This is a genomic window from Peptacetobacter hiranonis (assembly GCF_008151785.1).
Taxonomy (GTDB): domain Bacteria; phylum Bacillota; class Clostridia; order Peptostreptococcales; family Peptostreptococcaceae; genus Peptacetobacter; species Peptacetobacter hiranonis.
In genome coordinates this window covers 2,489,431-2,513,882 of the sequence record NZ_CP036523.1, presented here as the reverse complement: position 1 = coordinate 2,513,882, position 24,452 = coordinate 2,489,431, and the positions used below count along the sequence as shown (strand labels likewise).

Below are 24,452 nucleotides of genomic sequence, written 5' to 3'. Positions count from 1 at the left end.
GTTTTCAGAGTACAATCTCTGAAAATAAAGATTATGTGGTTATTATAGAAGAGAGGATACACCTGTTCCCATTCCGAACACAGAAGTTAAGCTCTCTATCGCTGATGGTACTTGGGGCGAAGGCCCCTGGGAGAGTAGGACGTAGCCACGTAATCTTTTTTTTATGCAAAAATAAATCTAAAAAAATTAAGAAAAATCCATATATAAAATTATTATATATAGATATTAAAAAATATTATAATCAAAAAATTAATATAGTATAGATTTTTTATATAATAGATAATATAATTAAAAGTAGAAGCTTATATTATATAGAATTAGTAAATTCATAATATAAGAAACATAATAAATGGATTTATAAAATATTATTGAGGAGGAGAAAAATGAAATTTGCAAAAAAACTTTCGGCAATAGTTTTATCAGCAGCTCTTTTATTAACAGGTTGTTCTTCTGGAGGAAACCAGAAAGAATCATCAACAGAAGACAAATATACAAAAATGTCTTATGAAGAAGCATTAAAAGAAGCTGAAGGAACAACTGTAACATTCTATGGTTGGGGTGGATCTGATCAGACAAACAACTACATAGACAAATACATTGCTCCGAAATTAAAAAAAGAACATAATATAACTGTTAAAAGAGTTGGTATGAATATAGATGAAATATTAAACAACCTTCAGAACAGTGTACAGGCTAACGAAGAAAAAGGTAATATAGATGTTATATGGATAAATGGAGAAAACTTCTATACTGCCAAAGAAAATAACTTATTATTTGGACCATTTACAGAAAAACTTCCAAACTTTGAAAAATATGTAAATGGTGATGCTGACGATACAAAACTAGACTTTGGATATCCTACTGATGGATACGAAGCTCCATTTGGAAAAGCACAGGTTGTTATGGAATATAATTCAGATAAAGTAAAACCTATAAAAAATGCGGATGAATTATTAGAAGCTGCTAAAGCAAATCCTGGTAAATTTACATATCCAGCATTACCAGACTTTACAGGTTCTGCATTTGTAAGAAATATAATATATGAAAAAGTAGGATATGACAAATTAAAAGACATAGATCCAACTGATGAAGAAGCTGTAAGAGAAGCTATAAAACCAGCTATGGACTATCTAAAAGAATTAAAACCATACCTTTGGAAAAAAGGTGAAACATATCCAACTGACTCAACTCAGCAGGATAATATGTTTGCAGATGGAAGCTTATACTTCAATGTAAGTTATAATCCAAACCATGCATCATCACTAATAAGTAATGGAACATACCCTGAATCAACAAAAACTTGTGTATTTGATAAAGGAACAATAGGAAATACTCATTTCCTAGCAATAGCTAAAAATGCTCCAAACAAAGCAGGTTCAATGGTAGTTATAAATGAAATACTAGGATTTGAATCTCAGATGGAAAAATACAAACCAGAAGTTTGGGGAGACTTACCAGTACTAGATAATGAAAAACTTTCTGAAGAACAGAAAGCTACATTAGACAGTGTAGAAATAGGACCTGCTACATTACTTCAGAGTGAATTACTTTCAAAAAGACAGCCAGAACTACCATCAGCAATAGTTCCTGTAATAGAAAAAATATGGACTGAAGAAATACCAGGTAAATAAACCTAAGAATAAAATAGAATAATAAATAAAACTAAAGGATATTCGTTTTTTCGAATATCCTTTGTGCTATATTGGAAAAAATAAATAAGAATATAAATAATTATAAATTAATAAATAGGAGAAAAGAATGTCTAAGAAATCAAAATATAGACCATACTTGGAAACAATGCCAGTTGTAGCACTTCTATTATTTGTACTAGTATTTGGAATATTAGGTGCATTTGTACAGAGCTTAGGCTATTTTCCATTTATAGGTATGAAAGAAATAACATTAGAGTACTACACTAGAATTTTTTCAAATTCTGGGTTCTTAAAAAGTCTATCATTTACACTATATATAAGTGCAATATCGTCTATAATAGCGGTTGTACTTGGAATAATAATAGCTAGTTTGATAGTTTCTTTAAAATCTAAAAAAGAATATATATACAAAATTCCAATAGTAGTACCGCACATAACAGTTGCTCTATTTGCAATAACATTTTTATCTGATTCGGGATTTTTTGCTAGACTACTTTATAGTATGGGAGTAAAAAATGCACAAGAAATATTTTCAAATATACTATTTAGCTCAAATGGAATCGGAATAATACTAGCATATATATGGAAAGAAACACCATATGTTATGCTGACATGCTTGGCAGTACTAAAAAGACTTAGCAGCAAACATGAAATGGCGGCAATAAACTTAGGTGCATCTAAATGGTACGCATTTAGAAAAGTAACACTTCCGATGCTACTACCTACAATACTATCTGTATTCACAATAATATTCTCGTTCTCATTTGGATCATATGAAATACCAATGTTACTAGGTGCAACAGTACCAAAAGCAATAGCAGTTCAAGCATTTATCGAATACCAAAATCCTATGATGACAAATAGACCATATGCTATGGCTATGAATATGGTAATAATAGCATTTTGTGTATTATTCGTACTACTATTTAATACAATTATCAAAAGAATTGTTATGAATGAAAAAAATTAAAAAACTTTAGAATAAAGTATAAAAAAGGAGAAAAAATATGAATTGGAAAAAACTTACGATGAAGCTACTTCTAGCCTTATCTATACTTTCTATTATAATTCCAATACTATCCATGATACTGTGGTCCTTTACCAATAATTACATATGGCCAGATATAATGCCTACAAACTTTGGAGTTAGAGGATGGGAATATGTAATACAAAATAGTGACAGAGTAATCCATACACTAAAAAACAGTATATTCATATCTCTAATGACTACAATAATAACAATAACAATATCAATTCCATGCGCAAAAGCATTAGCATTTGAGAATTTTAAAGGTAAAAAATTTGTAGAAATGTTAGTATTCTCACCAGTGATAATACCACCAGTATCTATAGGAATGGGACTAAACATAGAATTTATAAAAATGGGCCTTGCTGGAACATACTTAGGGATAATACTAGTGAGCATAGTCCCTTGCATACCATATGCTGTAAATATGATAAAAGACGTATTTTTAATAACTGGAAGAGGATACATAGATCAAGCATATACACTTGGTGCAAGCAAAAAAGATGTATTTCTAAAAATAGTTGCACCGATGATAATGCCTGGAGTAATATCAGCTGCAATGATGTGCTACATTGTATCATTCAGTCAGTATTTCCTTGTATATTTAATAGGCGGTGGAAAAATAATTACATTTACAATGGAAATGTTCCCGTTTATACAATCAGGAGATAGAATGTTGGGATCTGTCTACGGATTGATATTCATAGCTAGTACAATAGTATTGCTTATAGCTATGGAATATATAATGAAAAAAATGTACAAAAACGAGCTAGAAGATTATAAATATATCTAAAGTTATAATATAAAAATTAATCGCAAAAGAATATAAATATAGAAAATAGAGGAATAAAATATGTATAAACTTGAATTACAAAATATACAAAAGAAATTCTATAATAAAAATGTATTAGATGGATTAAACTTACAAGTAAAAAAAGGTGAAAGAATAAGTATACTTGGCCCATCTGGATGTGGGAAAAGTACAACGCTTAGCATAATAGCGGGTCTAATTGATGATTTTGATGGAAAAGTAATCTTAGATGGAGAGGACATAACATCAAAAGCCGCAAATAAAAGAAATATAGTTATTGTAAATCAGGAAAACCTACTATTCCCACATATGAATGTATATGAAAATATAGCATTTGGACTTAGAGTTAGAAAAAAGAGCAAAGATGAAATAGATAAAAAAGTAAAAGAACTTTTATCTGACATAGGACTTGAAGGATATGAAAAGAAAAAAGTATCTATGATTTCTGGTGGAGAAAAGCAGAGAGTTGCACTTGCCAGAGCATTGGCAGTAGAGCCAGAAGTATTATTATTAGATGAAGCATATTCTAGCCTTGACACGAATCTTAGAGAAAGAATGAGGGAATTGACAATAGGACTTCAGAAAAAACATAATACAACTATGATTTTAGTTACTCATGATAAAGAAGAAGCCATACTATTTAGTGATAGAATTGCCATAATGTTAAATGGTAAACTTGAGCAAATAGACTATCCAGAAGAAGTCTACACTAACCCTAAAACAAAAGCAGCAGCAAAATTTATGGTAGACGACAACTTTATTGAGATAGGCAGTGCAACAATACTTATAAAACCTGAGGATATAGATATACACAAAGAAGCAGGTGTACAAAATGATTTTGAAAATGCTCTAAACAAATTTGTAGAAGAAAACATCAAACTAGAAGGTAAAGTATTCTCAGCAGAAGTTAAAAAAGTTGTATATTCAGGAACTAAAATGAAATATATTCTAAATGTAGGGAAAAGAACTCTAAAAGTAGACGACTTCGATATGAATAGATACGAAATAGGAGATAAAATAGGAATAGTAATAAAGAAAACAAATATATATAGGGATTAGGTGATATTATGAAAAAAGTTATTTACGATTGCGACAATACTATGGGCTTAGATAATAGAGATATAGATGACGGTTTAGCTCTAGTTTACTTAGTCGAAAATAAGAATATGGAACTTCTTGGTGTTTGCACAACTTATGCCAATGATTCTTTAGAATACGTTCATAAACAGACATTAGAGCTTGTAGAAGACCTAGGTATAAACTTAAAGGTCTACAAAGGTAGAGGAAAATTTGAAATGAATGATTATACAGGATTTGGATATAAAAGATTTGAAGACGACGGAAACTTTGAATCAAATGAAGCAGCAAAATTCATAGTAGAAATGGCGAACAAATATCCAAATGAAATAGATTTATTGGCAACTGGATCTATGCAGAATCTTTATGATGCCTATATGATAGATAATGAAATAGGAGAAAAATTAAGCTCTGTAGTGCTTATGGGTGGAATAACAGGAGATTTATACTTTGGAGATAAGATAATGAAAGAGCTGAATTTCTCTGTATGCCCTAAGGGAGCAGAAGTAGCTATTAAAAAATATAAAAATGTGTCTATACTAACTGGAAATAGATGTATGGATGTAGAGTTTGGAACTAATGAGCTAGATAAGGTTAAAGCTTTAGGAAGTAATATAAAAAATGAGTTCATAATTCAGAAGATTGAAAAGTGGATGAGAGAGTTTAAAGAAAAATACAACTACGATTCTATAGTACTTTGGGACGTTATTGCTGCAATTTACTTAATGAATCCTGATATGTTTAGGGATGATTTTATGAGTGTTGTTTCTACAGAGGAAGATTTGTTTGAGGGAAGACTTGTAGAAGGAGAGAGTGCAGCGAGAATAAATATTCCAGTGGTTTTAGATGATAAGAAGGTAAATGACGAAATGATAAAAGTTGTATTTGAAAGATAATATAAAAATTTAGAAAAATAAAAAGTGGGCAATGAGTAAAATATTATACTCAGATACCCACTTTTTTTATTTATCAAAATTAAGCAAATATAGCTTTTACAAATTCTTCTAATCTATCCATTGCAGTCATGAAAGTTTCTTCATTACAAGCATAAGATATACGCATATAATTGTCTAATCCAAAGGCTATACCAGGAACTCCAGCTACATGATATTTGTTAAGAAGCTCTTCACAGAATTCTATTGAGAAACTTTCTTTCCAATCGTATTTTTCTGCAACTTCACTTAAATCTATAAACATATAGAATGCTCCAGATGGCTGTATGTATGAAACATGGTCTATAGCGTCAAGTCTTTCAACAAGCATATCTCTTCTTGATTTGTAAACACTTACCATATGTTTTATATCTTCTTCGCATTCAACTAATGCTCCATATCCTATATACTGAGCAGTTAAACAAGGATGAGAAACTAAATGTCCCTGTATAGAGCTCATAGCTTTTGCAACTTCTTTGTTAGATGCAGTATATCCAAGTCTAAGACCTGTCATAGCAACTGACTTTGCAAATCCATTTATAGTTATTGTTATGTCTTTTGCTTCTTCAGAAAGAGATGCTACAGAAGTAAATCCATCAACATAGCAAATTCTTTCATATATTTCGTCAGCTAGTATGAATATTTCTTTTTCAATACATACGTTAACTATGTCTATTAACTCTTCTTTTGTATATACGTTTCCTGTTGGGTTAGAAGGGTTAGTAAGGATAAGCATTTTTGATTTTTCAGTTATAGCAGCTTCTAATTCTTCTTTAGTTAGTTTAAATCCGTTTTCTCTTTTTGTATCTATGAATTTTGGAACTGCACCAGTAAGTTTAACCATTTCTGGATAACTTACCCAATATGGTTTAGGTATAAGAACTTCTTCTCCTGGGTTAGTTACTGCAAGAAGTGCGTTAGTTATAGAGTTTTTTGCACCACTAGATAATACTATTTCATCTATTGTATAATCACAGTTATTTTCTCTTTTTAATTTTTTTACAATTTCTTCTCTAAGTATTTTAAGCCCTGGAACAAGATCGTATTTAGTGCAATCTTCATCTAATGATTTTTTTCCGTATGCTTTTGCTTTTTCTGGTACTGTGAAGTCTGGTTCACCTATGCTTAGGTTTAGTACGTCTATTCCATTTGCTTTCATTTCTTTTACTTTTGAACTTATTCCTATAGTAAACGACGGTGTTAGTGTGTCTAATTTTGTTGCTAGTTTCATGTTGAGTTCCTCCTTTATGATAAGCAGCCTGATTTTTAGTTTTGGTTTATTTTGTTATGTTTTATGTAATTTTTTGACTGTTTATTTTGTTTTTTAAATTTTTGCTTACTTTATATAATATATTATTTTAAGGGATATATCTATAGTTTGGGAAAAATTTATATTTTCATAGCTGCCAAATTGCTGAAATTAGAAAAATTATCTAATATAGTTTGAAATTTAGAAGAAAATATATAGTTGATATATATTTAAATATAAAAACTATGATAAAATTAAATGAAGAAAAACACTTGGTGTATTTAAATATACGATATACTCTTTTTAGTGTTAGTATATTCAGCTTAATAAAAACATAATATGTATTACAGAGGAGAGTGATGTTATTTATAGGACATCACTTTTTTATTTTGTAAAAAACACTTGACTAATGCAAACACAGAGACTATAATCAAATTATGAAGTAAATATTTTGAAAATTTAATATATAAAAAATAAAAGAAGGGATGTGGTTTTGAATATGCAAATCTTTGAAGTATTGCTGAAGGTATATACTCTGCAAGAGATTAATCGCAGTGATGAGAAGGAGAAAAGTGGATATTTTATAGACCAAACTTTGTTGAGTGATGGCTACTTTAAAAAATTCCATGAATCAGTAGGTTTTAAATATTATTCCTTCAATACGTTATACCCTTTTAAAAATGAAAAGTATGAGAAAGGGAATGTTTATGAACTAAAAATAAGAACAGTAGACTATAATTTAGCTAATTTCTTATTAGAAAACTTACCCAATACTACAACAAAAGAATTAAAAGGATTAGAAGCAAGGGCAAGAATATTAGAAGAAAGGCCAATTGAAAAGCTCTACTCTCTTTCTCCAATAATAGTAAAAACTGCACAAAAGAAATATTGGAAAGAGTGTATGAATGTGGAGGAATATATGGAAAGAATAAAGATAAATCTTATAAAAAAATATAACTCTTTCTTCAATACTAAAATAGATGAGAATTTTGAACTGTTTACATCTATAGTAATCAAAAATAAATGTCCTATAGGATTTAAATACAAGGGGATAAAGTTACCAGGAGATAAAATAGAACTTACAATTGCAGTAAACGAACAGGCACAAAAATTAGCTAACTTTGCTCAAGCTGTAGCTTTAGGGGATCTTGGACCAAGAGGTGCTGGGTTCGTTAATGCGAAATATATAAAATAAAAAATATATCAAATATAAGAGAGGTGATTAACTTGCTAAAAGATCTCGTTGATGTATACAATAATATGAAAAAAAACTGTGAAAATCCAGAAAGATTAATACTAGACGGTTACGTTCCAAAAAATGGAACGTACGTCTTAGTAGAAGTAGATAGAGAAAAAAATAATTTTGAAATACAGGAACCTGTAGAAATAAATAATACTAAAAAAAACGATGAAGAAGATGTTGTAATTAGAGATTATGACTATATCAAATTTTTAGATTACAATAGTTCTCTAATAAGTATGAATAAACCGATAGATTCAAAGAAAAAAATTCATTCTAACAACTATTTAACTTTATTCTTCAAAAAAGAAACTATAACAACAGATGATGAAAAGAAAAAATTAGATGATGATGTTATAGTAGGGTATTATGCTTTGTTAAAAGATATAGAAAAAAAATATACTAATAAAAAAGCTAAAGAATCATATGAATCAGCAGCAAAAGATTTAGAGGAAATAGACTTAGAATTATTAGAAAAAATAGAAAACTGGGTTTTAAAAAATAAATTCTGGGAAAATGAAAAATACAATCTAAAAGATAAAAACTACTTTAAAATATTCTTTGTTCTAAAAGATGATGAAAAAAGAACAAAAGAGTTATACGAAAATGAAGGTAAAAGATATTTACTTCCAAATATATATAATAAAAATGATTATAATGTGAAAATAGAGGATGAGGTAATAGGTCTAAGTGGAAATAATATGGGAATGAACAGCAAAAAGCCATTCCTTGAAAATAAGACTAGAAAAACAAAAGTTCCTATATTGATAACTCAAGAGGAGGCACTTAATTATTCTGAATTATTTAAACTAATTAGTAATATGCTTTCTGAAAAAAAATATAATATCTATATTGACTATGATAGAAATACTATAAAAGGATATAGAAATGGAGAGATTCCAGATCAAGAAATTAAATCAGGAGCGTATATAATGGCTCAAATAGGTCAAAATGAGCCAGAAATACAGCATTTTGATACTATAAGTAATTTTGGAGATAAAACTTGTAAGAGTTTTCAATATAATCAGGTTATAAAAACTAATTTAGAAGATGATAAATATGAATATATAACCTATGAAAGATATAGTAGTATACAAAGATTAATAAATGGAGTACTTTTTGAAAATAAACTAATAGAAAATTATTTTAGAGGCTCTTCAGACATAAAAGTTAAAAATTTAAAAATAAAAGAAGAACTTCTAATGACAAGAGATATTTATCTAAATTGGTTTTATAAGGGAGTTACAAATGGTATTTGTAATACATTAGATAAATCTATATTAAAAATAATAAAAGCAAATATATTAGAAGGAAAAATTATAGCTGCAAAAAAACAAATGAATTTAAGATATTCATTAATTAGTTACTTTACAAATAATAAAAAGGAGGAAGAATTGATGGAAGAAATAAGAGAATATCTAATAGAAAAAATACTTTTAGAAAAAGAAGAGCAAGATAACTGGGATATTGAAAATGATGATGTATATAGTTATCTGGTAGGACAAATAGTTTCAGGACTTCTATCATTTAGTAAGGCGAAGACAGTACCAGCATCAAGTATAAATCAGTTCTTAAACACAGATAATGACAAAATTATAAAAAATAAATTAATAAGACTATATGAAAAGTATAACTATTCTATAGATGCAAGATATTACAATAGAATGAGTTCTGTATTAGGAAAAGTTCTTAGATATGAAGTAAAAAATAAAATAAATAAAAATTTATTATTAGCAGGTTTTCTAGATAGCAAAATATTCTTTATGAAAAAAGAAGAAAATAAATAAAAGGGGGAATAAAAAATGGCTAAGTTAGCGAGAAGAGTATATGGTGTGTTAGGAGTATCTGCAATAAATGCAATGATGAATGCAGATTTTAATGGATATCCAAAGAGTTTAGCAAATGGAACAATATATGCAAGTGATAAATCTTTAAAATATCCTATAAAAAAAACATGGCAGCTTGAAGGAAAAAATGTACTATATATAAAAACAATGAGAATGGAAGCAGGTAAAAAAGGAGAAGTAATAATAGTCCCAAGAGCATTAAAAGAAGGATTTGAAAATATATTTGGAATCGAAGATTTAAGTAAAGTTAAAGATGTTAATGAAATATTAAAGAATCTATTTAGTGCAATAGATGTTAAAAACTTTGGTGCTACATTTGCAGAAAAAGGAAATAATATAGCTATAACAGGAGCGGTTCAGATAGGACAAGGAATGAATAAATATGAATCTACTTCAATAGAAGAACAACAGATATTATCTCCATTTAGAGATCCTAAAGCAAAACCGGGAAAAGATGATCAGGATGATGAAATAGCAAAAAACTCAACACTAGGAACAAAAATAATGACAGATGAGGCACATTACTTCTTCCCATTCAGCATAAATCCTAATGTATATAAAGAATTTGAAGAAATGGGAGTAACAGAAGGATATACAGAAGAAGATTACCTAGAATTCAAAAGAGCTGCATTAAGTGCAATGACAGCCTTTGATACAAATTCAAAATCAGGATGTGATAATGAATTTGGACTATTTATAGAAACAGATAATAAAACATATTTACCAAACCTTGATAAATTTATAGAGTTTGAAAAAGCTGAAAAGAATACAATAAGAGTTAATATAAAAGATTTAATATCTGGAATAGAAGATAAAATAAATTCAATGGAAATATACTACAATCCGCTTACTACAAATATAGAAACAGATTTAGAAGGAGTAAAAATGTTTAACATTGTTACACAGAAAGAGGTGTAATTAATGAAAGTACTAAAATTTAAACTTAGTGGTAACACAGCATTCTTCAAAAATAATGAAGTTAATGCGTATTATTACTTTACATACGGAAACATACATAAAGTTGCTCTTCTAGGAATGCTAGGAGCGATAATGGGCTATGGTGGATACCAAAAGCAACAAAATGAAAATGCAATCTACCCTGAATTTTATGATAGACTGAAAGATTTAAAAATAGCAATAGAGCCTTTAACAGAAGTAGGACAATTTGCTAAAAAAATTCATACATTTAATAACTCTGTAGGTTATGCATCAGATGAAAATGGTAGAAATCTTATAGTAAAAGAACAATGGTTAGAGGAACCAGCTTGGAATATATATTTTTTGATAGATTCTGAAGTTGGCGAAGAACTAGCAGAAAAAATTATAAATAGGGAATGTGTATACATTCCCTATCTTGGAAAAAATGATCATCCAGCAAATATAGAGGATGTAGAAATTATAGAAAATGTAGAAAAAGTAAGTGATAAAAATCTTATAATAAATAGTCTCTTTAAATATGAAGAACGGGAAAGTTATATGATTGAAGATGATGACGAAGAGGAGGAAGAGGATTTAAAAATAATTTATCGTTATACGGAGTACTTACCTATAGGTTTAGACGAAAAAAATAATATGTATGAGTTAGCTAAATTTGTATTTACTAATGAAAGAATTATTAAATTTAATTCACAAGTATTTAAAGCTGGTGAAAAAAATATAGTATTTTATTAATTAAAATAAGGACCGCTTTAATTAGTGGTCCTATTTTTATAGGAGGTTGTATATGGATATTTATGCTCATAGAAAAGGAAATAAGGAAAAAGAATTATTAAGTGAACATCAAGATTTATGTTTAGACTATTTTAAAAGAATAGACAAAGAAAAGGGAATTTTAGATAAGGTAGAAAAGTGTGTATTAAAATATCTTGAGCGAAATCTTACAAAAGATGAAATGCAAATATTTAAAGATGCTTTTGTAGATGCTATATGGCATCATGATGAAGGAAAGAGAAATCCAGTATTTCAAAGGGAAAAAATGAAAAATAATAATATTATGAAAGAAAAAGAATTGGATAAAATAAGTGAAGATATTGGCGAGGGAAGTAAGCATTCTCTTATATCAGCTCTTATATACATAAAGAAGTACTTCTACAAAATAAGAGAATTTGAATTTGAAGATGAAGAGCTCGAAAAAGATTTTAAATTATTTATATTTATAAACGCATATATAATATCTAAACATCATGGTAACCTGGATGAGTTTTATAAATTTATAGGTGTTGATGGAAAATCTAGTAGATTAAAAGAAATAACAGGTGCTATAAGAGGAAATTATGAAATTTTAAAACCTATACTTGAAGATGGTTTATCTGAAGAAGAACTTTGTAAAGGATTAAACTATAAAAATGCTATGAGTAACACTAGAAGTAGAATTGATGAAAAAGATAATAAAGAATCCTCAATAGCGATATACATATATGCTAAACTTCTTTATTCATCATTAGTATCTTGTGATTATTATTCAACATCTCAATATATGTCTGACTCTAAAATGAATAGTTTCGGTTCTACAGAGGATCCAGCTGGCTACGATAAAATATTTGAAGAAACAGAACTTACAAAAATAATAAGAAAATATGAAAAAGATAGCTATGGAAAAAGAGATGACTTCTCTGATGAAAAAAACATAAATGTAATGAGAAGTGAAATGTTCTTAGATGCAGAAAGAAAGTATATAGAAAATAAAGATAAAAGAGTTTACTTGCTAGAAGCTCCAACAGGGAGTGGAAAAAGTAATGCAGCTGTAAATCTTAGTTTAAAAATGATGAAGGAAGGATTTAAAAAATTATATTACGTATATCCATTCAACAATCTAGTTGAACAGAATAGAGAAAGTTTGGATAAAATATTCAAAAATACAGCGTTAGAAAATGATATAGCTGTAGTAAATTCACTTGAAGAAATTGTTGTTAATGAAACTAAAGATGAGGATATATGCAACAAATACCAGAGAGCACTATTAGATAGACAGTTTTTAAATTATCCATTTATATTAACAACGCATGTAAGTTTATTTGATACCTTGTTTGGAGATACTGCAGCTTCGTGTTTTGGATTTATACAGTTAATAGACAGTGTAATAGTATTTGATGAAATCCAAAGTTATAAAAGTACAATATGGGAAGAAATAATTCAATTTTTATATACTTTCTCAGAAATTTTAAATATGAAGATAATAATTATGTCGGCAACTCTACCAGATTTAACCAAATTAATAGGAGAAAAAGGATATTCAGTTGAATTAATAGACGATAGAGAAAAATATTTTTCTCATAAGTTATTTAAAAATAGAGTAGAAGTTTCTTATGAATTATTAAGTGAAGAAATTGAAAAAGACGATTTAGACAAAGTTTTATTTGAACATATAAGTGATAATTTAAAAAAATATGACAAAATAATGATTGAATTTATCAAGAAACAAAGCGCAATGGATTTCTATAATATGTTTATTGAAGAAAATGAGATAGATGGCTTAAACATAGCTCTTATGACTGGTGATGATAATATTCATGAAAGAAAGAAGATTATCAATGAGGTAAAAGCTGAATCGGGAAAAATACTACTAATAGCTACACAAGTTGTCGAGGCTGGTGTAGATATAGATATGGATATCGGATATAAGGATACATCTAAAATAGATAGCGAAGAGCAGTTTATGGGAAGAATAAATAGATCTGCCAAAAAAAATAATTCAATAGTATATTTCTTTAATAAGGATAAGGCAGATGATATTTATAGAAATGATATCGCAGTAAAATATAATTTAACCATAGAGAAAAATGAAGAGATGAGAAAAGCTCTTATGAATAAAGAGTTTAGTAAATATTACTCAGAAATAATTAAGTTTATAAGAGAAAAAAACAAAAATTTATATGAAGGAACAAATAAATTTTTTAAGAATTCTGTTGGAAAATTAAATTTCAATGATGTAAAAAATAGAATGAAACTTATAGATTATAGTAAAAAACGTCAAAGAATTTTCTTAAATAGAACTATACCAAATGATAATGGAAATATGTTGGTTGGTAAAGACGTATGGAATGATTATAAAAAACTTCTCTTAGGTTATGAATATTACAATGAAGAAGGAGAAAAAGTTTCAAAAGAATTGGACTATGCTCAGTGGAAAGTTGAATTATCTAGAATTAATAAAAAAATGAATTACTTTATTTATGAGATAAATGATGTGAATGGAAATGAGTATAATGATTCTATAGGGGATATTTTATATTTTGAAGATGGAGAAGATTATATTAAGAATGATAAGTTAGACAGAGAAAAGTTCTCTAATGAGCAGTTATTTTATTAAAAAGAGAAAAAATTTTAGAAGAAGGTGTTTCGTATGATAAATGGAACATTGATAAACTACTATTTTCATTGTAAAAGACAATGTTATCTACATGGAAATAAAATAAATTTAGAAGATAATAGTGAAGAAGTAAAAATAGGAAGAGCAATACATGAAGAAAAATTGGATTCGGGAAATGTTGAGTTGGCTATAGATAATATAAAGATAGATAAAATAACTAGAGATTACTTAGTTGAAGTTAAAAAATCTGATGCAGATCTAGAAGCAGCAAAATGGCAGACACTATATTATCTAAAAGTACTAAAAGAAAAGGGTATTGTTAAAAAGGGAAAGATAGAGTTTTGTGAGAAAAATAAATCTGATAAAAAGACAATGATTGTTGAATTAAATGAAGAAAATGAAAGAGAATTGGATGAATATATTTTGAAGATAGAAAAACTTTTAGAAGGTGACGAAGTTCCAAAAGTAGAGAAGAAACCAAAATGTAAGAAGTGTGCATATTATTACTACTGCTATATTTAAGGAGGAACAACTATGGGAAGTACAAAGTACATAACATCAATGGGCGAACTTACAAGAAAAGATAATTCTATATGCTTTAGAAAAAATAGTAAAAATGTATATATACCAATAGAAAATACAAAAGAAATTTATATTCTAAATGAAGTTTCTATAAATACAAAACTATTAGACTATCTTTCAAGAAATAATATAATAGTACATTTTTTCAATTATTATGAGGGGTATAGTGGAACTTTTTATCCTAAAGAAAAATATAGAAGTGGAAAACTTCTTTTAAAACAGGTTGAAAAGTTTAATTCTTCTAGAATAGAAGTTGCAAAAGCTATTGTATTAGGGATTGGAGAAAATATTTCTGAACTACTGCAGCATTATTATAAGCACGGAAAGAAGGAAGTGAAAGAAGTTATTGATTGGATAAAAAAAGAACTTCCAGGTAAAGTAAGTGAAGCTGCGACAGTTCCAGAAGTAATGGCTTATGAGGGTGAACTTTGGTATAGATTTTATGCTTCTTTCAAATATTTTGTTAATGAAGAATTTATAATGAATAAAAGAGTAAAAAGACCACCAGATAATCCTATGAATGCTATGATTTCTTTTGGAAATTCTTTATTGTATTCGAAAGTTATTTCTGTAATTTATCAAACACATTTAGATCAAAGAATTAGCTTTTTACACGAGCCATCAGAAGGTAGATTTTCTCTAAGCTTAGATTTGAGTGAAGTTTTTAAACCGATAATAGTTTTTAAAACTATATTTAATTTAGTAAATAATAAAAGGATAAAAGTAGAAAAACATTTTGAAAAGAGTGTAAATTACTGTGTTTTGAATGAAGAAGGAAGAGAAATATTTATAAAAGAATTTGAGAGTAGAATGGAGGCAGTTTTTAAACATGATCGATTAAAAAGAAAGATTAGCTACAAGACTGCTATAAAATTGGATTGTTACAAATTAATAAAATACATTCTTGAAGATAAGGAATTTGTTCCTTTTTCAGCTAAAGAAGGTGTTTAGTAATGAAGAATAAAAACTATAATTATGCATTCTTATTTTATGATGTAGGTGAGAAAAGAGTTCGGAAGGTATTTAAGATTTGTAAAAAGTATCTAGTACATTATCAGAATTCCGTATTTAGAGGGGATATAACACCTTCAAAGATTATTAGTTTAAAATCTGAATTAAAAAAAGTTGTAAATGAAGATGATTTTATATGTATTATAAAAATGATGAATGATTCTTGTTTTGAAGAGGATGTTATAGGCGAAAAAAGATATAAGGATGATGAGTTGATTCTATAAATATCCCAGCGATCTTTAGGAATTGTGTATATTTCAGTCTTTGAATAATTTTTAAATCGTTGGGAAATAAGATAGGAAATGGGAAAATTCAATAGTTTTATGATATAATAATTTTTAAGAGTATTAATTTTACTATGGCTTATTAATAACATTTGATGTATTTAAATTTGGTAATTTAGATTCCGTTAATGCCGAGTTAGATGGCTTATTAATAACATTTGATGTATTTAAATGGTGGAGCAGCTGCAGACGTCGATAAACAAAGCAGGCTTATTAATAACATTTGATGTATTTAAATGATATAAATTAACTATTGAAGATTGGGCATCTTATAGCTTATTAATAACATTTGATGTATTTAAATTTAAGTAAATTTATGAATATAACAGATGTTAAAGAGGGCTTATTAATAACATTTGATGTATTTAAATTAGAATTCTTTTACTTCTGGCATCATCTCTGAACGCGCTTATTAATAACATTTGATGTATTTAAATAATAAATGTTATGAAGTCACAAAAATGGGCTGCGAAGCTTATTAATAACATTTGATGTATTTAAATTAAGAATCACCGAAAATATACTTAGCCTGTTCTGGAGCTTATTAATAACATTTGATGTATTTAAATATAGATGTTGGGATAAATCTGTATAGAATATCACAGGCTTATTAATAACATTTGATGTATTTAAATGTTCTACCATTCGCCATTCATTCCACCTCCAATCTTGCTTATTAATAACATTTGATGTATTTAAATTGGATCTTATCGTGATATGAACGCTTTTGATTTCTATGCTTATTAATAACATTTGATGTATTTAAATTCTACTGCGGTATTGCTATTTCCAAAGATTACAACTGCTTATTAATAACATTTGATGTATTTAAATCTTAAGAACACTGATGCTAGGGAGTTTAGAGCTATGCTTATTAATAACATTTGATGTATTTAAATTCGCTTTTGGCTTCATTTCTGCATTTTCTATTTCTAAGCTTATTAATAACATTTGATGTATTTAAATAAGCTTTAGTAGTGGTTATTTGACTAAAACTGCACAGCTTATTAATAACATTTGATGTATTTAAATCACACACCTTCTAACCGAAAAGCTGGAATAGAAGGGCTTATTAATAACATTTGATGTATTTAAATTCTCCATCAGGATATAGTTATAAACATAAACATATAGGCTTATTAATAACATTTGATGTATTTAAATAAATGAAATTAGTAGAAATATTATAATAACTATACGCTTATTAATAACATTTGATGTATTTAAATGCAATAGTACTAGGTATAAGAAAGTGGACTAGAGAAGCTTATTAATAACATTTGATGTATTTAAATCGTGTGGAGGACATCCTAACTCTAGCAAAGGTCCATGCTTATTAATAACATTTGATGTATTTAAATGCTTTATACAGATCATGAAAGAATGATTTATAAATGCTTATTAATAACATTTGATGTATTTAAATGAAAATAAATCAAGAAATAGAAGCATTAAAAGCTCGCTTATTAATAACATTTGATGTATTTAAATAAAAATTTTCCAGATGATGATATTGCTAGAAGAAGTAGCTTATTAATAACATTTGATGTATTTAAATTAGAAAAAGGAGTTACAGTGCTAAAAGTTAGCTTTGGCTTATTAATAACATTTGATGTATTTAAATTTTAAAGAATTTATTTCAATATTATAATCATTCAATGCTTATTAATAACATTTGATGTATTTAAATTTCAGACTTAATCCTGCTTCTACTAATTTGTCCTGTGCTTATTAATAACATTTGATGTATTTAAATTTATGTTGCTATAAAGAAAACATTCAAAATGAACGAGCTTATTAATAACATTTGATGTATTTAAATTCAGTCCATACAGGTGCATCACTTAATCCAGAAACATGCTTATTAATAACATTTGATGTATTTAAATGTAAATACTCCAACCACTGCCATTATTATAGTTACTGCTTATTAATAACATTTGATGTATTTAAATGATACAGATAGGAAGCTTTCCCTTCTAGCTATACCTGCTTATTAATAACATTTGATGTATTTAAATAATTCAGGTTTTGCATAAATTGATACATTAACTTTGTGCGTATTAATAATATTTGATGTATTTAAATATAACTGCCTGCTTGTTATGTGAATTAGCTAAAAGAGCGTATTAATAACATTTGATGTATTTAATGATAATTAGATAAATATAAAGTAAACCATATTGACAAAAATAAAAACTCCTTCTAACATAAAAATAAACAAACGAAAAACAAGGAGTTGAAATAATGGGCTTTCAGACCATAACAGAAGTAATAGAACAAAACATCCAAAACGGAATCAAAAAAACAAACCTAACAACAAAAAAACTAATCCTACTTGGAATAGCAGCGGGATTTTTCATAGGAATCGGTGCAGAAGCAAGTAGCCTTGCAATGCATGGAATATCAAACGTGGGACTAGCAAGAACAGTAGCTGGAGCAGTATTCCCAATAGGTCTAATGCTAATCGTACTACTAGGTGGAGAACTATTCACAGGAAACTGCCTAATATCAATGGCAGTATACGACAAAAAAGCAAAACTAAAAGGAATGATCAGAAACCTGACAATAGTCTACATAAGTAACTTCATTGGAGCAGCACTAATGGCATGGATGATAAATAACTGTGGTCAGCTAAACTTTAGCGATGGTGGTGCCGGAGCATTTACGATAAAGGTAGCATTGGGAAAAGTTGGAATAGATCCTATTCAGGCGATAGTTTCTGGAATTTTATGCAACGTACTAGTGTGCTTGGCGATATTTATGGCTGCTACAGCGAAAGACGTTGCTGGAAAATGTATAGCAATATTTTTCCCGATATTTGTATTCGTAATATCTGGATTCGAGCACTGTGTAGCAAATATGTACTATATTCCAGCGGGAATATTTGCAGCTCATAACCCATTATATGCAGCAAAAGCTACAGAACTATATGGAATAACTGCCGAGCAATTATCTGGATTAAACTTTGGTACGATGTTTTCTAACTTAGTACCGGTTACGATAGGAAATATAATCGGTGGAATGGTATTTGTTGGACTATTATATTGGTATTTATATCGGAAAAAAGAAGTATAAAAATATAATTAAAAGAAACTAAAATAAATTTTGCTCTTTATCAAAATGATAGAGGGCATTTTTTATTAAAAAATATATTGAAATTTTTGTTCTCAAGAAAAATTAAAAAATAGATATCTGTATAAAAATATTTATATAATATTATAAAGTAAACAAAAAATATAATAACCACAAAAACACTTTATTAAACAAGAAATTACAAAAAAATCAAAAAAATTTACCCTTCGTATAAACATTACAAACACTACAGTTCAAAAAAACGGACAAGCAATTTCAATGCTTACAGTGTGTTTGACGAAAATATATAAATTTGATAACATTTAACATATAAATTATGAGATGCCCTTTGACGTTGTTAAAGGGAATTTTTTTAGATTTTAAACACTATATATAGTGGTTATAAAAAAATCACATACTATATATAGTTGTTTGAGGGGGAATTATAATGATTGAATTTATAAAGAAAAGAGACGGCAGAACGATACCATTTAATGAAAATAAGATAACTAGAGCTATCTTTCTAGCGGCTTCAGATGTTGCTAAAAAGGAAGGAAAAGCTCCAGATTTTAAAATGGCAGAGGATTTAACACAGGAGGTTATAGCTTTATTAGAAAGAAGATTTGGTGAAGAAGTACCTAGTGTTGAAGATGTACAGGATGCTGTTGTAAAAGTACTTATAGAAACAGGACACGCTAAAACTAGCGAGGAATATATACTTTATAGAGCGGAAAGAACTAGAGTTAGAAATTCTAAGACTAGATTAATGAAGGCGATAGAAAAGATAACGTTCTCTGATGCAGGCGATGCTGATATAAAAAGAGAAAATGCAAATATAGATGGGAATACAGCAATGGGAACAATGCTGCAGTATGGTAGTGCTGTTTCAAAAGAGTTCTGTAAGACAAATGTGTTAAAGCCAGAACATGCAATGGCTCATGATTCAGGTGATATACATATACACGATATGGACTTTTTAAATATGGGAACACTTACTTGTTGCCAGATAGATGTTGAAAAATTATTTGAAGGTGGATTCTCAACAGGACATGGGTTCTTAAGAGAGCCAAACGATATAATGAGCTACGGAGCATTAGCAGCTATTGCTATCCAGAGCAACCAGAACGATCAGCATGGTGGACAGAGTATCCCATTCTTTGATTATGGTTTAGCTGAAGGTGTTCATAAAACATTTAGAAAGTTATACATATCTAACTTAACTAAAGGACTTGTTCTTTTAGATGAATTAGATGATGAAGCTACAAATGAAAGTGTAAAAGAGATAGTTTACAATGTAGAAAAAGAAACTAATGTAAAAGCAAGCCTTGATATAAATAAAAGTGAAGAGTTTACAACTAGAGTGATAGAAAAATTAGCAGCTAAATTCTCTATTACAGTAGTTGAAGCAGAAAAAATAGAAAAGTTTGCTTATAGAGAAGCGTATAAAGAAACAGATAGAAAGACTTATCAGTCAATGGAAGCATTTATACATAACTTAAATACAATGCATTCTAGAGCTGGTGCACAGGTACCATTCTCTAGTATAAACTTTGGTACAGATACTTCTTCAGAAGGTAGAATGGTAAGTAAGAACCTTCTTCTTTCTCAGGAAAAAGGTCTTGGAAATGGTGAAACACCAATATTCCCAATACTTATATTTAAAGTTAAGGAAGGGGTAAATTTAAATCCAGGAGATCCTAACTACGATTTATTCAAATTATCTTGTAGGGTATCTGCTAAGAGATTATTCCCTAACTTTAGTTTCTTAGATGCACCATTTAATGCTAAGTATTATGTTCCAGGAAATCCTGAAACAGAAGCTACTTACATGGGATGCAGAACTAGAGTTATAGGAAATGTTTGTGGTCCAGAAACTGTTAGTGGTAGAGGTAACTTATCATTTACAACTATAAATCTACCAAGATTAGGGATAATTCATGGATGTGTAGATGGTTCAAATCCTGATATAGATGGATTCTTTAAGGATCTTGATGAAAAGATAGATTTAGTTATAGATCAGTTATTAGAAAGAATGGAAATACAAGGTAAGAAGAAAATGAAAAACTTCCCATTCCTTATGGGACAGGGGGTTTGGATGGGTTCTGATGAGCTTGGACCAGAAGATGAGCTAGAAGATGTTATTAAACAGGGTACTTTAACAGTTGGTTTTATAGGTTTAGCCGAGTGTTTAATAGCACTTATAGGTAAGCATCATGGAGAAAGTGAGGATGCCCAGAAGCTTGGTTTAGCTATTGTTTCTCATATGAAGGATAGAATGGATGAGGCTACAGAAAAATACGGTCTTAATTTCTCTTTAATAGGTACTCCTGCAGAAGGTTTATCAGGTAGATTTACTGAGATAGATAAGAAAAAATACGGAGAAATAAAAGGTGTTACAGATAAGGAATATTATACAAATTCATTCCATGTGCCTGTGTATTATAATATAAGCGCATATGAAAAGATAAATATAGAAGCTCCTTATCATGAGTATACAAATGGGGGCCATATTACTTATGTTGAGTTAGATGGGGATCCTACTAATAATTTAGATGCATTTGAGTCAGTTGTTAGAGCGATGAAGGATGCTGGAATAGGATATGGAAGTATAAATCATCCTGTTGATAGGGACCCAGTTTGTGGATATTCTGGAATAATAAACGGAGATATATGCCCAGCATGTGGACGTAATGAAAAGGATAGCGATATAAAATTTGAGAGAATTAGAAGAATAACTGGATATCTTGTTGGTACTGTTGATAGATTCAATAATGCTAAGAGAGCAGAGGTTAGAGATAGAGTTAAGCATATGTAATTTTTTATATGTTTAGGGATTAAAAAAGGAAGTGTAATTTATATGGATATAAGGATAGCTTCAGATGTTACTTTTGATAGTATAGTCGATGGTCCTGGTTTGAGAGCGGTGGTGTGGACACAAGGATGTAAGCATAATTGTATAGGATGCCATAACCCTCAGACTCATAGCACAATGGGCGGAAAGGTTGTAGATACAAGTGAGATTATAGATAAAATTAAGTCTAAAAAGCTTCAGAGTGGAGTTACTTTATCTGGAGGAGAACCATTTTTACAACCAGAAGCAGTTGGAGAAATTGCATCAGCTGTTAAAGAAATGGGTATGAATGTATGGTCTTTTACTGGATTTACATTTGAGCAGCTTATAGATAAGAAGAATAAAAATTACTTTAGTAATATAAGACTTCTTAATAATATAGATGTTCTTGTGGATGGTAAATTTGAATTTGATAAAAAGGATATTTCTTTAAAGTTTAGAGGATCATCAAATCAGAGAATCATAGATGTAAAGAAAAGTTTAAAGCTTGGAAGAGTAGTTATACGGGAAAAATATACTGAAAATTATATAGATAATTTTCTTCCTATGGCAAAATAATAAATATTGAATAATTTGAGTGTGGTAAATTTACTGCACTCTTTTTTATTTTAAAAATAAGATTAATTGAAATTTGTTGTAAGCATTGAAATTGCAAGTTAAATAGAAGATATTATTAAGTGATATATAAAATTATATAAAAAAGTTTTGAAAAAAGTTAAAAAAAGTATTGACCTAGTTGAGTAAAGGTGATATTATAATACTTGTCCTTGAGAGAGGGCAAGAAAATAAAAAATAAAACGAAAGTTTTAAATGAACTTTGAAAACTGAACAGCAGATATATTTAGTTCGAACAAATAGTTCGAACGCCATACAAACCATGCCAGATATTTTGAGATAACATCTGAGCGGATATAACAAACTGATTTTATTTTGAGCAACGGAATTTTGAGCATTGTCGAAAAATTCGTTGGCGATATAAAATTCGAAGAATTTTATTTTGAGAGTTTGATCCTGGCTCAGGATGAACGCTGGCGGCGTGCCTAACACATGCAAGTCGAGCGATTCTCTTCGGAGAAGAGCGGCGGACGGGTGAGTAACGCGTGGGTAACCTGCCCTGTACACACGGATAACATACCGAAAGGTATGCTAATACGGGATAATATATAAGAGTCGCATGACTTTTATATCAAAGAATTTTCGGTACAGGATGGACCCGCGTCTGATTAGCTTGTTGGCGGGGTAACGGCCCACCAAGGCGACGATCAGTAGCCGACCTGAGAGGGTGATCGGCCACATTGGAACTGAGACACGGTCCAAACTCCTACGGGAGGCAGCAGTGGGGAATATTGCACAATGGGCGCAAGCCTGATGCAGCAACGCCGCGTGAGCGATGAAGGCCTTCGGGTCGTAAAGCTCTGTCCTCAAGGAAGATAATGACGGTACTTGAGGAGGAAGCCCCGGCTAACTACGTGCCAGCAGCCGCGGTAATACGTAGGGGGCTAGCGTTATCCGGATTTACTGGGCGTAAAGGGTGCGTAGGCGGTCTTTCAAGTCAGGAGTTAAAGGCTACGGCTCAACCGTAGTAAGCTCCTGATACTGTCTGACTTGAGTGCAGGAGAGGAAAGCGGAATTCCCAGTGTAGCGGTGAAATGCGTAGATATTGGGAGGAACACCAGTAGCGAAGGCGGCTTTCTGGACTGTAACTGACGCTGAGGCACGAAAGCGTGGGGAGCAAACAGGATTAGATACCCTGGTAGTCCACGCTGTAAACGATGAGTACTAGGTGTCGGAGGTTACCCCCTTCGGTGCCGCAGCTAACGCATTAAGTACTCCGCCTGGGGAGTACGCACGCAAGTGTGAAACTCAAAGGAATTGACGGGGACCCGCACAAGTAGCGGAGCATGTGGTTTAATTCGAAGCAACGCGAAGAACCTTACCTAGGCTTGACATCCTTCTGACCGAGGATTAATCTCCTCTTTCCCTCCGGGGACAGAAGTGACAGGTGGTGCATGGTTGTCGTCAGCTCGTGTCGTGAGATGTTGGGTTAAGTCCCGCAACGAGCGCAACCCTTGTCTTTAGTTGCCATCATTAAGTTGGGCACTCTAGAGAGACTGCCAGGGATAACCTGGAGGAAGGTGGGGATGACGTCAAATCATCATGCCCCTTATGCCTAGGGCTACACACGTGCTACAATGGGTGGTACAGAGGGCAGCCAAGCCGTGAGGTGGAGCAAATCCCTTAAAGCCATTCTCAGTTCGGATTGTAGGCTGAAACTCGCCTACATGAAGCTGGAGTTACTAGTAATCGCAGATCAGAATGCTGCGGTGAATGCGTTCCCGGGTCTTGTACACACCGCCCGTCACACCATGGGAGTTGGAGACACCCGAAGCCGACTATCTAACCTTTTGGGAGAAGTCGTCGAAGGTGGAATCAATAACTGGGGTGAAGTCGTAACAAGGTAGCCGTATCGGAAGGTGCGGCTGGATCACCTCCTTTCTAGGGAGA

17 protein-coding genes, 2 rRNA genes and 1 CRISPR repeat array are annotated in these 24,452 nt (G+C 30.1%); of the genes, 18 read left to right on the top strand and 1 reads right to left on the bottom strand.

Translation table 11 applies throughout. The features are described from left to right. Positions 1-34 precede the first annotated feature (34 nt). The 6 genes from rrf (at position 35) to KGNDJEFE_RS11600 (ending at position 5,463) form a co-directional block, all read left to right on the top strand. Positions 35-151, top strand: a 5S ribosomal RNA gene (rrf, locus tag KGNDJEFE_RS11625). A gap of 232 nt (positions 152-383) precedes the next feature. Beyond that, positions 384-1,631, top strand: a complete 1,248-nt coding sequence (locus KGNDJEFE_RS11620) for an ABC transporter substrate-binding protein (protein WP_006441115.1) — start codon at positions 384-386, stop codon at positions 1,629-1,631. A gap of 127 nt (positions 1,632-1,758) precedes the next feature. Then, on the top strand, positions 1,759-2,622 hold the full coding sequence (locus KGNDJEFE_RS11615; RefSeq protein WP_006441116.1) for an ABC transporter permease: 864 nt from the start codon (positions 1,759-1,761) through the stop codon (positions 2,620-2,622). A gap of 37 nt (positions 2,623-2,659) precedes the next feature. Continuing rightward, complete coding sequence (locus KGNDJEFE_RS11610) at positions 2,660-3,472, top strand: ABC transporter permease (protein ID WP_006441117.1); 813 nt, start codon at positions 2,660-2,662, stop codon at positions 3,470-3,472. 60 nt (positions 3,473-3,532) lie between these two features. Then, the gene (locus KGNDJEFE_RS11605; protein ID WP_006441118.1) at positions 3,533-4,549 is read left to right on the top strand and encodes an ABC transporter ATP-binding protein; all 1,017 of its coding nucleotides are present in this window, start codon (positions 3,533-3,535) and stop codon (positions 4,547-4,549) included. Between the two features lie 8 nt (positions 4,550-4,557). Continuing rightward, positions 4,558-5,463, top strand: a complete 906-nt coding sequence (locus KGNDJEFE_RS11600; protein ID WP_006441119.1) for a nucleoside hydrolase — start codon at positions 4,558-4,560, stop codon at positions 5,461-5,463. Positions 5,464-5,542: 79 nt separating this feature from the next. Here the strand turns inward: KGNDJEFE_RS11600 and KGNDJEFE_RS11595 are convergent, their stop codons facing one another. After that, positions 5,543-6,730, bottom strand: coding sequence for a pyridoxal phosphate-dependent aminotransferase (locus KGNDJEFE_RS11595; protein ID WP_006441120.1), 1,188 nt, complete (start codon positions 6,728-6,730; stop codon positions 5,543-5,545). Positions 6,731-7,265: 535 nt separating this feature from the next. Between KGNDJEFE_RS11595 and cas6 the strand changes: the two genes are divergently transcribed. The 12 genes from cas6 (at position 7,266) to KGNDJEFE_RS11535 (ending at position 24,443) form a co-directional block, all read left to right on the top strand. Then, positions 7,266-7,943, top strand: coding sequence for a CRISPR-associated endoribonuclease Cas6 (cas6, locus tag KGNDJEFE_RS11590; RefSeq protein ID WP_170239666.1), 678 nt, complete (start codon positions 7,266-7,268; stop codon positions 7,941-7,943). A 32-nt stretch (positions 7,944-7,975) separates the two neighbouring features. Further along, a complete protein-coding gene (locus tag KGNDJEFE_RS11585; RefSeq protein WP_040410738.1) occupies positions 7,976-9,775 on the top strand; it encodes a hypothetical protein in 1,800 nt (599 codons plus the stop codon). A gap of 15 nt (positions 9,776-9,790) precedes the next feature. Beyond that, entirely contained in the window at positions 9,791-10,753 is a 963-nt protein-coding gene (locus KGNDJEFE_RS11580; protein WP_006441123.1) for a type I CRISPR-associated protein Cas7, read from the top strand. Between the two features lie 3 nt (positions 10,754-10,756). Then, on the top strand, positions 10,757-11,506 hold the full coding sequence (gene cas5b / locus KGNDJEFE_RS11575; RefSeq protein WP_006441124.1) for a type I-B CRISPR-associated protein Cas5b: 750 nt from the start codon (positions 10,757-10,759) through the stop codon (positions 11,504-11,506). A gap of 52 nt (positions 11,507-11,558) precedes the next feature. Then, the gene (locus KGNDJEFE_RS11570; protein ID WP_006441125.1) at positions 11,559-14,144 is read left to right on the top strand and encodes a CRISPR-associated helicase/endonuclease Cas3; all 2,586 of its coding nucleotides are present in this window, start codon (positions 11,559-11,561) and stop codon (positions 14,142-14,144) included. Between the two features lie 33 nt (positions 14,145-14,177). Next, positions 14,178-14,666 (top strand): CRISPR-associated protein Cas4, encoded by a 489-nt coding sequence (gene cas4 / locus KGNDJEFE_RS11565; protein ID WP_006441126.1) that lies wholly within the window; start codon positions 14,178-14,180, stop codon positions 14,664-14,666. A 12-nt stretch (positions 14,667-14,678) separates the two neighbouring features. Beyond that, complete coding sequence (cas1b, locus tag KGNDJEFE_RS11560; RefSeq protein WP_006441127.1) at positions 14,679-15,677, top strand: type I-B CRISPR-associated endonuclease Cas1b; 999 nt, start codon at positions 14,679-14,681, stop codon at positions 15,675-15,677. Between the two features lie 2 nt (positions 15,678-15,679). After that, on the top strand, positions 15,680-15,961 hold the full coding sequence (gene cas2, locus KGNDJEFE_RS11555; RefSeq protein WP_006441128.1) for a CRISPR-associated endonuclease Cas2: 282 nt from the start codon (positions 15,680-15,682) through the stop codon (positions 15,959-15,961). A 137-nt stretch (positions 15,962-16,098) separates the two neighbouring features. Beyond that, a CRISPR array of direct repeats spans positions 16,099-18,175; the repeat unit is 30 nt; unit sequence GCTTATTAATAACATTTGATGTATTTAAAT. 93 nt (positions 18,176-18,268) lie between these two features. Continuing rightward, on the top strand, positions 18,269-19,099 hold the full coding sequence (locus KGNDJEFE_RS11550; RefSeq protein ID WP_006441130.1) for a formate/nitrite transporter family protein: 831 nt from the start codon (positions 18,269-18,271) through the stop codon (positions 19,097-19,099). A 445-nt stretch (positions 19,100-19,544) separates the two neighbouring features. After that, complete coding sequence (locus KGNDJEFE_RS11545; protein WP_006441131.1) at positions 19,545-21,911, top strand: anaerobic ribonucleoside triphosphate reductase; 2,367 nt, start codon at positions 19,545-19,547, stop codon at positions 21,909-21,911. A 42-nt stretch (positions 21,912-21,953) separates the two neighbouring features. After that, positions 21,954-22,505: an anaerobic ribonucleoside-triphosphate reductase activating protein gene (gene nrdG, locus KGNDJEFE_RS11540; protein ID WP_006441132.1), complete on the top strand. Its 552-nt coding sequence runs from the start codon at positions 21,954-21,956 to the stop codon at positions 22,503-22,505. 435 nt (positions 22,506-22,940) lie between these two features. Continuing rightward, positions 22,941-24,443, top strand: a 16S ribosomal RNA gene (locus KGNDJEFE_RS11535). Positions 24,444-24,452 lie beyond the last annotated feature (9 nt).